At 72.7% G+C, this 9,842-nt stretch carries 9 protein-coding genes and 1 pseudogene; 2 read left to right on the plus strand and 8 right to left on the minus strand.

Going from position 1 to position 9,842, the window contains the following annotated elements; translation table 11 throughout:
* Positions 1 to 85: 85 nt before the first annotated feature.
* The 4 genes and pseudogenes from ACFWFI_RS36580 to lipB form a co-directional block, all read right to left on the minus strand.
* A pseudogene (locus ACFWFI_RS36580) lies at positions 86 to 790 on the minus strand (DUF4191 domain-containing protein); the annotation flags it as partial.
* A gap of 30 nt (positions 791 to 820) precedes the next feature.
* Positions 821 to 1,021, minus strand: a complete 201-nt coding sequence (locus ACFWFI_RS36585) for an SCO2195 family GlnR-regulated protein (protein WP_099176328.1) — start codon at positions 1,019 to 1,021, stop codon at positions 821 to 823.
* A gap of 270 nt (positions 1,022 to 1,291) precedes the next feature.
* A complete protein-coding gene (gene lipA / locus ACFWFI_RS36590; protein ID WP_387398982.1) occupies positions 1,292 to 2,260 on the minus strand; it encodes a lipoyl synthase in 969 nt (322 codons plus the stop codon).
* Between the two features lie 131 nt (positions 2,261 to 2,391).
* Entirely contained in the window at positions 2,392 to 3,210 is an 819-nt protein-coding gene (lipB, locus tag ACFWFI_RS36595) for a lipoyl(octanoyl) transferase LipB (RefSeq protein ID WP_387398984.1), read from the minus strand.
* Between the two features lie 310 nt (positions 3,211 to 3,520).
* Between lipB and ACFWFI_RS36600 the strand changes: the two genes are divergently transcribed.
* Positions 3,521 to 5,128: a regulator gene (locus ACFWFI_RS36600; RefSeq protein WP_387398986.1), complete on the plus strand. Its 1,608-nt coding sequence runs from the start codon at positions 3,521 to 3,523 to the stop codon at positions 5,126 to 5,128.
* A gap of 64 nt (positions 5,129 to 5,192) precedes the next feature.
* Here the strand turns inward: ACFWFI_RS36600 and ACFWFI_RS36605 are convergent, their stop codons facing one another.
* On the minus strand, positions 5,193 to 6,506 hold the full coding sequence (locus tag ACFWFI_RS36605; protein ID WP_387398988.1) for an NAD(P)/FAD-dependent oxidoreductase: 1,314 nt from the start codon (positions 6,504 to 6,506) through the stop codon (positions 5,193 to 5,195).
* Between the two features lie 185 nt (positions 6,507 to 6,691).
* Positions 6,692 to 7,591, minus strand: a complete 900-nt coding sequence (locus ACFWFI_RS36610) for a TIGR01777 family oxidoreductase (protein WP_387398990.1) — start codon at positions 7,589 to 7,591, stop codon at positions 6,692 to 6,694.
* A gap of 86 nt (positions 7,592 to 7,677) precedes the next feature.
* On the opposite strand from ACFWFI_RS36610, the gene ACFWFI_RS36615 reads away from it, so the two are divergent.
* Positions 7,678 to 8,205: a GNAT family N-acetyltransferase gene (locus ACFWFI_RS36615; protein WP_387398992.1), complete on the plus strand. Its 528-nt coding sequence runs from the start codon at positions 7,678 to 7,680 to the stop codon at positions 8,203 to 8,205.
* Positions 8,206 to 8,244: 39 nt separating this feature from the next.
* On the opposite strand, the gene ACFWFI_RS36620 is transcribed toward ACFWFI_RS36615, so the two are convergent.
* Together ACFWFI_RS36620 and ACFWFI_RS36625 are read right to left on the minus strand one after the other, a co-directional pair.
* Positions 8,245 to 8,766, minus strand: a complete 522-nt coding sequence (locus tag ACFWFI_RS36620; protein ID WP_387398996.1) for a DUF4240 domain-containing protein — start codon at positions 8,764 to 8,766, stop codon at positions 8,245 to 8,247.
* 83 nt (positions 8,767 to 8,849) lie between these two features.
* Positions 8,850 to 9,815, minus strand: coding sequence for a helix-turn-helix transcriptional regulator (locus tag ACFWFI_RS36625; RefSeq protein ID WP_387398994.1), 966 nt, complete (start codon positions 9,813 to 9,815; stop codon positions 8,850 to 8,852).
* Positions 9,816 to 9,842: the final 27 nt, after the last annotated feature.

A 9,842-nucleotide genomic window follows, 5' to 3' on the forward strand; every position in this document is an offset into this window, starting at 1 on the left:
GGAGGCGCCCGAAGGGCCCCCGGCCCGGCCGCCAGGCCGAGTTCGTTCGTGCCGCGGCCGGAAGCGGCTCAAGCCCCATGTGCCAGCGCATCTTTCCGCCGCGCGGCATCCGCATACCCTTCGGCATCGGGCCCTTGGGCAGCGGCATGTTGCTCATCAGGTCGCCCATCGCCCGCAGCCGGTCGTTGGCGGCGGTCACCTGCGGGCCGGTGAGGACCCGCGGAAGCTTCAGCATCGTGGTGCGCACCTTCTTCAGCGGCACCTGGCCCTCGCCGTCGCCGACGATGATGTCGTGCACCGGTACGTCGATCACGATGCGGGCCATCCGCTTCTTCTCGGCCGCCAGCAGGCTCTTCACCCGGTTCGGGTTGCCCTCGGCCACCAGGACGATGCCCGCCTTGCCGACCGCCCGGTGGACGACGTCCTGGCTCCGGTTCATCGCGACGGCCGGGGTCGTGGTCCATCCGCGGCCCACCCGGTCCAGCACAGCCGCGGCTGCGCCCGGCTGTCCCTCCATCTGACCGAAGGCCGCGCGCTCGGCACGTCGTCCGAAGATGATCGCCATCGCGAGGAAGGCCAGTACGAAGCCCAGGATGCCCGCGTAGACCGGGTGGCCGATCAGGAAACCGACTGCGAGGAGGACACCGAAGGTGATGATTCCCACACCCGCGACGACAAGACCCACCTTGGGGTCCGACCGCCTGGTCATCTTGTAGGTCAGGGCGATCTGCTTGAGCCGCCCCGCGTTCTCGGCGCTGTCCGCGCCTTCAGTGTTTGCCTTCCTCGCCATGTACCGAAGTTTACGTGGCCCGGGAGTGACCTAGGAACGGTGGTCGGCCACAGCCTTCAGGACATGCTCCGCCTCGACCCGGTCCTGAGCCCTGCGGCGGTCCTCGAGGACCGCCGTCCAGGCGTTGCGGCGGGCGGTGCGCTGGCCGCTGCTCATCAGCAGCGACTCGACCGCGCGTAGCGCGGTGGTGACGGTCGGGATGGCGTTGGCTCGTACCGGTGCGGCGTGCATCGTGGGTGTTCCCCCTCGGAGCGGATGCGCGCGTCCGGCGCGCACTGAGTAGCGGGAAGCAATGACGACGGCGGCTGCGGGAGCCACCGCGTATGTACCTAGGGTCACTGCTCGGTGTTACCAGTGCATGACCGGTCGGTCAAACACCAATGAAACTCTGATTTCGGCGCCGCGCACGTCGACGCGGCCCATACGGGGCCCCGACCTGCGGGGGACGTACGGACCGCGTCGCTGCGGCTATTACTGTTCAGTAGTCTCTTGTGCGCCGATTCACACGGCCGATGCGGCCGCCGTGGTCGCGCCGCGGCGCTCCATCGCCTGCTGGAAGAGGCGCCCCGCTCGGTACGAGGAACGCACCAGCGGGCCCGACATGACGCCGGAGTAACCGATCGCGTCGGCCTCGTCCTTCAGCTCCACGAACTCGTGCGGCTTCACCCAGCGTTCGACCGGGTGGTGCCGTGCGGAGGGCCGGAGGTACTGCGTAATCGTGATGAGCTCGCAACCCGCGTCGTACAGGTCCTGGAGCGCCTCGCTGACTTCCTCGCGGGTCTCGCCCATGCCGAGGATCAGATTGGACTTCGTCACCAGGCCGGCCTCGCGGGCCCGCGTGATGACCTCCAGGGAGCGCTCGTAACGGAATCCGGGCCGGATCCGCTTGAAGATCCGCGGGACCGTCTCGACGTTGTGGGCGAGCACCTGGGGGCGCGAGGAGAAGACCTCGGCGAGCTGCGCGGGCTCCGCGTTGAAGTCGGGGATGAGCAGCTCCACCTTCGTGGCGCCGCCCTCCCGCCCCGCGGTCTGGGCGTGGATCTGGCGCACGGTCTCCGCGTACAGCCACGCGCCGCCGTCGTCCAGGTCGTCGCGTGCGACGCCGGTGATCGTGGCGTAGTTCAGGTCCATCGTCACGACGGACTCGCCCACGCGGCGGGGCTCGTCACGGTCCAGCGCCTGCGGCTTCCCCGTGTCGATCTGGCAGAAGTCGCAGCGCCGGGTGCACTGGTCGCCGCCGATGAGGAACGTCGCCTCGCGGTCTTCCCAGCATTCGTAGATGTTCGGACAGCCGGCCTCCTGGCACACGGTGTGCAGACCCTCGCCCTTCACGAGCGCCTGCATCTTCGTGTACTCGGGGCCCATCTTCGCCCGGGTTTTGATCCACTCGGGCTTGCGCTCGATGGGGGTCTGGCTGTTTCGGACCTCCAGGCGCAGCATCTTGCGCCCGTCGGGTGCGACACCGGACACTCCGGCACCCCTTTGCTTTCGCTGCATTGGATTCTTCGGCGAACACCAGGGTACGCCCGTGGTTAGAACGGTCTTGCGTATGGCCAACCTGTGGGCGACAGGCCCTATTCCGACGGGCCCGCGCGGGCGCCTCAGGCGGGCGCGGCGGTCCTGCTGGGCTCCGGGGCCTCGACGACGCGAGGCGCGAGCTCCGCGTTCTCGAGGACGTTCCTCAGGTGCTTCTCGGCGACCGGGAGGACATCCGTGATCGTGATCTCGCGGCCCAGTTCGTACGAGAGCGAGGTCACACCCGCGTCCCGGATGCCGCACGGCACGATCCGGTCGAACCAGGTGTTGTCCGGGTTCACGTTCAGCGCGAAGCCGTGCATGGTCACGCCCTTGGCGACCCGGATGCCGATCGCGGCCAGCTTGCGGTCCTCGCGGCGCTGGCCCGCGTTGGACGGCGCGTACTCGGGGCCGTTCAGCCGGGGGTCGAACTCCTCGTCGTGCAGCCGCGGGTCGAAGTCCAGCGAGAGTCCGCCCGGCGCGGGACGGTCCTCGACCGGGTCGCCGAGGACCCAGACACCGCTGCGGCCCTCGATCCGGCTGGTCTCCACACCGAATTCGGCGGCCGTCCGGATCAGGGCGTCCTCCAGGCGGCGGACATGGGCGACCACGTCCACCGGGCGGGGCAGCTTCAGGATCGGATAGCCGACCAGCTGCCCCGGGCCGTGCCAGGTGATCTTCCCGCCGCGGTCGACGTCGACGACGGGGGTGCCGTCCAGCGGGCGCTCGCTCTCCGTGGTGCGCCGCCCCGCCGTGTAGACGGGCGGGTGCTCGAGGAGCAGGCAGGTGTCGGGGACGGTGTCCTCGAACCGGGAGGCATGCACCTCGCGCTGCTTCTGCCATGCCTCCTGGTAGTCGACCGCTTCCTCGCCGAATCCCAGACGGACGAACCGCAGCTCACTCACTCGGGTGCCTCCCTACTCGCGGTGCAGGAGGGCCGGGGGGTGTCCCCGGAGCCCCGTCACCATGCATGTGCGCCCCCAGCCACTGTACGACCGCTCCCGAAGGCGAAGTCCGGCAGGTTGTACGCGGGTGGATTCCGTCAGCGATCCGACAATCCTCACACGATCGGATGAACGTGGAGCGAAGGTCGTCGGCGCCACCGCCGGGGCAGTTAAATTCGCGCCGTTCCATAACGGGCTCGCCCGCTCCCAAACGTGGGGGAGCCCGTAAGGGCTGCCCGCCCGGCGCCGAAGGCAGGAGACCTCACAGCTGATGTCGGAACGACCTCCGCAGCGCACCCCGAACCGGCGGCTCTCTGCCCTCATCGCGGAGGCCGGGTTCTCCCATGCGGGCCTGGCCCGCCGGGTGGACCAGCTGGGCCTCGAACACGGGCTGGACCTGCGATACGACAAGACGTCGGTCACCCGCTGGCTGCGCGGCCAGCAGCCCCGGGGCACCACGCCCGCGCTGATCGCGGAGGTCTTCACCAGACGGCTCGGGCGCCGGCTCTCCGCGCAGGACCTGGGGCTGGACGCGTGTGCGCCCGTCTACGCCGGTCTGGAGTTCGCGGCCACACCCGCCGAGGCGGTCGACATCGTCAGCGGGCTGTGGCGCAAGGACTCGGGCAGCCATGCGGAGCTGCGCAGGATCGCGTTCACGCCCGCCGGACTGGTCGTTCCCAGCCGGGACTGGCTGATCGGCCGGGCCGACGAATGGGTCGGCCGGGGTGAGTCACCGGACCGGCCGAACGGCTCCACCGGCCTGCCCGCCCCTCGTACGCCCGCCGAGGCCCATGGGGCCCGGGCCACGAACGGCCTCCACCAGGCCAACGGCTCCGGCACCCTTCAGGCCCCCGGAGCCGGTGCCCAGGGAGTACGGGCCGGAGGCCCACGCGGACCCGGCTCGTCCCGTCCGCCCGCTCCCGCGGCGCCGCCCCTGGGCGTTCCGCGCCAGCGGCAGACCGACCGGGGCACGGGCCAGCGGGTCGGCAGCGGCGACGTCGCCGCCCTGCGCTCGGTGGGCGAGCTCTTCCGCACGCTGGACAACGCCTACGGCGGCGGCCACGCCAGGCAGGCACTTGTCCGCTATCTGGAACACGAGGCCGAACCCATGCTCCGGGGGAGCTACGGCGAGGCGATCGGCCGCAGGCTGTTCTCCGCCGCGGCCGATCTGACCCGGCTGGCGGGATGGACCTCGTACGACATCGCGGCGCACGGCCTCGCCCAGCGCTATTTCGTCCAGGCGCTGCGGCTCGCCCAGGCCGCGGGGGACCGGGCGTACGGCGCCTTCGTGCTGATCACGATGAGCCGCCAGGCGGTCTATCTCGGGCACGGCAGGGAAGCCGTCCAGCTGGCGCGCGTCGCCCAGCAGGGCATCGGTTCCTCCGCGCCGCCCGTCGTCCTGGCCCTGCTCCACTCGGTCGAGGCGCGCGGACACGGCGTCCTGGGCGAGACCAGGGCCTGCGTTGCCGCGCTCGTACGGGCGGAACGTGCGCTGGGGATCTCCCGCCCCGGGGACGACGTGCCGCACTGGGCCCGCTACTTCGACGAGGCCCAGCTGGCCGACGAGTTCGGCCACTGCCACCGCGATCTGCAGCAGTACCGCGCCGCCGCCCAGCACGCCGAGCGCTCGCTCCAACTGCGTGCACCGGCGTACGCCCGGAGCAGGCTGTTCTGCCGGGTGGTGCTCGCCTCAGCGCGGCTCGGGCTCGGCGAGCTGGACCAGGCGTGCCTGCTGGGCGCCGAGGCGGCCCAGCAGGCGGCGGAGATGCGGTCGGTGCGCGCGACGGAGTACGTACGGGACTTCGAGCGCCGCCTGGAGCCGTACCGGGACGCCGTCGCCGTACGGGGATACCGCGACCGGGTCGCCGCGCTGGGCTGACCCCGGGGCCGCTCGTCCGGATCACGCCGGGCCCACCGACCCGGCCTGACCCGGACGCAGGGCCCTAAGCGGCCGCGGGCAGCTCCGTCCCGTCCGTCTGCCCGCCGCGCACCCCCAGGTCCATGAGGATCGCCGAGGCCGCGCGCCTGCCGGAGCGCAGCGCTCCCTGGACGGTGCTGGTGTCGCGGTGGTCGCCGCACACGTACAGCCCGGCGAGCAGCCGGACCGGCCGCTGCGGATCGTGCGGCGGCGGCATGGCGGGGATCGCCTCCGGGTCGTGACGGGCGGCCAGCAGCTCCCAGTCGTCGGTGGGCGTGCCGTACAGCGTGGCGAGGTGCGCGCGCACCGCGCCGTCGAGGTCGGGCGGCGGGGGGCCGAGCACCGTCGAGGTGATCAGGGCCCGGCCGCGCGGGGCGCGGGAGGGGTCGACCTCGCTCATCACGGCGGTGTGCGAGACCGGCCCCGAGCGGTCCGCGTCCAGCAGGAGACGGCCCCCGGTCGGCGGCGCCTCCCCGGCGGTGTGGTGCAGCACGGTCACCGGATGGAAGGCGGGCATCCGCAGGCCCGGCAGCAGCTCCGCGGCGGCTCCCGCCCCGGTGGCCAGCAGGAGCGACCGGCAGCCGAGCTCGCCGTGCTCCTTGGTGCGTACGGAGGTGATGTCGGCGGCCGTCACATGCACTCCGGTGCGTACGGTCCCGGGCGGCAGGGCTGCTGCCAGCAGCTCGGGCAGCGTCGCGGAACCGCCGGAGGGCACGCAGAGCCGGCCGCGCGCGTGCTCCCGGAGGGTGAGATCGGCCATGCGGCTCGACGTGGTGAGCCCGGGGTCGCCGAGCAGCGCCGAGAGCAGGGGGCGCAGGAATCCGCCGACGACACGGGGCGAGAGGCCGCGCGCCGACAGCGACTCGAATGCGGCGCCGTCCGGCCGGGCCAGGATCCGGGACTCCGGAGTGGCGGCGAGACGGGCCAGCCAGGCCCCGAGCCTGGCCTGTTCGATCGCCCCGCCGAGGGGCGCGCGAGGGGCGCTCGATCGGGAGCGCACGGCGCGGAGTGCGCCCCGCGCGCTCCGCACGTCCCCGGCGCGGTACTGCCGCCCCCCGCTGTGGACGAGCACCCCGGGGGCGAAGTCCCGGAGAACCAGCCTGTCGAGCCCCGGGGTGGTGCCCAGCTCCGGATACGCGGAACTGAGCAGCGGACCCAGATGGTCGAGCCGGAACCCGTCCATGTCATCGGTGGCCATCCTGCCGCCGACGTGTGCGGCGGCCTCCAGGACGCTGACGTTCACTCCTGCGCTGATCAGCTGGTGGGCCGCCGACAGGCCGGCGATCCCGGCCCCGATGATGACCACATCCGCGTGGTCTGCTGTGTGTGCCCTGAGCACGTGCCCCTCCCCGAGTCGGTGCGACTGGTGGGGGGCTATTGCCCCCAACAGGCCCCCGGAATGCCCGAGTTCGGGTCGAGGCTAGGTGTATGGCCGAGAGAGTCGCAGTCGCGCGCACCCCGGGCACCGGTGCACGGGGTCGCACGGCGGCCCGGCGCCGGGGCCGCGGGCAGGCCGGAGGGCGGTCAGCGCAGCGCCGCGCGGATGGCGTCGTCGATCCCGGGGAAGGCGAACGCGAAGCCCGAGTCGAGAAGTTGGCCGGGCAGCACCCGCTGGCTGGCCAGGACGTCCCCCGCGAAGTCGCCGAGCGCGAGCTTCAGCGCGGGCGCCGGGGCGGTGAACAGGGTCGGACGCGACAGCACGCGCCCCATGGCGGCCGTCACCTGGCCGTTGGTGACGGGGGAGGGGCCCGTCAGATTCACCGGACCGGACAGGGTCTCGGTGTCCAGGATGTGCCGCAGCGCCGCGATGTGGTCGTGCAGCGCGATGAAGCTCCAGTACTGCCGGCCGTCCCCCATCCGCCCGCCGAGCCCCGCCTTGAACAGCGGGAAGAGCCGGCCCCAGGCACCGCCCCGCCGGGAGACGACCAGGCCGGTCCGCGCGTGGGCCGTGCGTACGCCCGCCTCCTCGGCGGGAGCCGTGGCCTCCTCCCACTCCACGCACACGGACGGCAGGAAGCCCTCGCCGGGCGGCGCGCCCTCGTCGACGGCACGGTCGCCGGTGTCGCCGTAGAAGCCGATGGCGGACCCGGACAGCAGCACCTTCGGCGGGGTGTCCAGGGAGGCAACCGCCTCGGCGACGGCCGCCGTACCCAGCACCCGGCTGTCACGGATCTCCCGCTTGTACGCCTCGGTCCACCGGTGGTCCCCCACCCCCGCGCCGGCGAGATGGACGACAGCGTCGCAGCCGACCAGGCCCGCCACGTCGACGTACTGGCGCTTCGGATCCCACTCCACCTCGTCGCCCGTCGCGGCCGGGCGGCGCACCAGGCGCACCACCTCGTGCCCGTCGGCGCGCAGCGAGCGCACGAGCGCCGCTCCGATGAGGCCGGTCGATCCGGTGACGGCGATTCGGGAGCGCAGCATGACGTCCATCCTGCCCCATGTGCGTTCGGTCACGCGGGAGTGGAGCGCCGGAGGGGACGAGGAGCACGCGTGGCACAGTGGCGGGCATGTCCGTGCCGCAGTTCCGGTCCCTCCGCCCCGTCCGTCCCGCCGTGCCCGAGGACGAGACCGCGCTCGGGGAACTCGACCGGGCCACCTGGTCGACCCTCCACGCCGTGCAGCCGAGGCCGCAGCCGCCGTACGAGCCCTTCTTCGACGATCGGCACCCGCCCGGCGAATTCCTGGTCGCCGAGGCGGTCACCGGCACGGGCGGGGTGTCCATGGCCGGCTACCTCCGGCTGGGCCGCCCGACCCCGCTCGCCTGCAACGCCCACGTCCGCCAGATACAGGGCCTCGCCGTCGCCGACCGCGCTCGGCGCCAGGGCGTCGCGCGGGCGCTGCTGCGCGCCTCGTACACCGAGGCGCGGCGTCAGGGCGCGGGACGGATCACCCTGCGCGTGCTCGGTCACAACACAGCCGCGCGGGCGCTCTACGCGGCGGAGGGGTTCGCCGTCGAGGGCGTCCTGCCGGGGGAGTTCTTCCTGGGCGGACGGTATGTCGACGACGTCCTGATGGGCCGTTCACTGACGGCCTGATTCCCGGACCGGGCCTTCGCCCTGATCCCGGACCGGGCCTCAGACCGGGCCGAAGCGGTCCCAGAGCGCGGGGAAGCGCTCCGCCAGAGCCGTGTCGTCGTCGAAGCCGAAGGGCGTGCCCGCCGGTTCCGCTGCCTGCGGCGGCAGCCCGAGATCGGGAGTGACCACCCCGGTGAGCTGCTCGTAGGCTTCGTCGGCGGCGTAGCCGAGGTCCTCGCCGTCCCCGTCGAGCTCCTCGTCGAAGTCGTCCAGCAGCTCGGCCAGGCTGTCCGGGTCGTGCATCGCACCCTCGAAGACCTCCCGGCCCTGCGCGATCAGCCAGCAGCGGAAGTAGTCGAACGCGTCGTCGCTCGCCCCGCCGAGCAGCACGGCCGCCGCGCCCCACAGGTCCCAGCGGTACGCGCGGTTGTACCGGGCCTCGAAGTGCCTGGCGAAATCCAGCACGGAGTCGGGATCCAGCTGCGCCAGCCGTTCGACGAGCAGATCGGCGTGCTCCTCGGGGTCGCCCTCGGCGGCCTCGCGGGTGCTGTCGATGATCTCCCAGAACTCCGTCTCGTCCATCACGGGTCCAGCATCGGCCCCGACGGGGGGCGACGCACGCCCAGACACCGAAATGAAGCCTTCGGCATCACTTCCGGGCCACTTCAGCGATAGAGGTCGCGCAGTCGTTCGGCGGTATCGGCAAAGCGTTCGCGCAGACCGGCGGGAGCCAGGACCTCCACCTCGGATCCGAGGGTCAGCAGCTGGCTGTACGCCACCTCCTCGGACTCGACCGGCAGGACGACCGTGCGCAGGCCGCCGGCGTCCGGCGCCGAGGCCCCGGCCAGCGCCTCGTCGACGGCGGCCCGGTCCACGGCGTGCGGGAGCCGCCGTACGCCCTCCTCCGACAGCCGTACGGTCACCTCGGTGCGCAGGATCGACCGGGCGAACTGCGCGGCCCGTTCGTCCCAGAAGCGCGGAAGGTCGAAGTCCTCGTCCCGTACGAAGCGGTTCCCGGAGACGGCGACTGCGGTGAACCGGTCGATCCGGTACACCCGGAAGTCGTCCCCGGCCCGCGCGCAGAGATACCAGACCCCGGCCTTCAGGACGAGTCCGTACGGGGCCAGCTCCCGTTCCACCTCGCCCGAGGGGCGGCGGTAGCGGGCCCGGACCAGCCGGTCGTCCCAGACGGCCTCCGCGACGGCGGGCAGCAGCTCGGGGGTGGCCGGATCGTGGTACCAGCCGGGGGCGTCCAGATGGAAGCGCTGCGCGGCGGTGTGCGAGGCGTCCCGGAGCGAGGGGAGCAGAGCGGCCGAGACCTTGAGCCGGGCGGCCGAAGCGGCGTCGTCGAGTCCCATCTCGCGCAGGGCGGAGGGCAGCCCGGACAGGAAGAGGGCCTCGGCCTCATGACGGGCCAGCCCGGTGAGCCGCGTCCGGTAGCCGCCCACGAGCCGGTAGCCGCCGGCCCGGCCACGGTCGGCGTACACGGGCACACCCGCCTCGGAGAGCGCCTGGGCGTCCCGGGTCACGGTGCGCTCCGACACCTCCAGCTCCCGCGCCAGCTCGCCTGCGGTCATGGAGGGCCGGGACTGCAGGAGCAGCACCATCTTGATCAGCCGGGCAGCACGCATGGGACCCATTGTGGGGGGCCCGGTGAC

Origin of the sequence: Streptomyces sp. NPDC060209, assembly GCF_042728155.1 — a bacterium.
GTDB lineage: Bacteria > Actinomycetota > Actinomycetes > Streptomycetales > Streptomycetaceae > Streptomyces.

Bases quoted from the DNA above. Each gene is read 5' to 3' on its own strand.
- ACFWFI_RS36610 (WP_387398990.1), bottom strand. From the start codon at position 7,591: ATGCTGCGCTCCCGAATCGCCGTCACCGGATCGACCGGCCTCATCGGA.
- ACFWFI_RS36600 (WP_387398986.1), top strand. From the start codon at position 3,521: ATGTCGGAACGACCTCCGCAGCGCACCCCGAACCGGCGGCTCTCTGCC.
- ACFWFI_RS36615 (WP_387398992.1), top strand. From the start codon at position 7,678: ATGTCCGTGCCGCAGTTCCGGTCCCTCCGCCCCGTCCGTCCCGCCGTG.
- ACFWFI_RS36625 (WP_387398994.1), bottom strand. From the start codon at position 9,815: ATGCGTGCTGCCCGGCTGATCAAGATGGTGCTGCTCCTGCAGTCCCGG.
- ACFWFI_RS36620 (WP_387398996.1), bottom strand. From the start codon at position 8,766: ATGGACGAGACGGAGTTCTGGGAGATCATCGACAGCACCCGCGAGGCC.
- ACFWFI_RS36585 (WP_099176328.1), bottom strand. From the start codon at position 1,021: ATGCACGCCGCACCGGTACGAGCCAACGCCATCCCGACCGTCACCACC.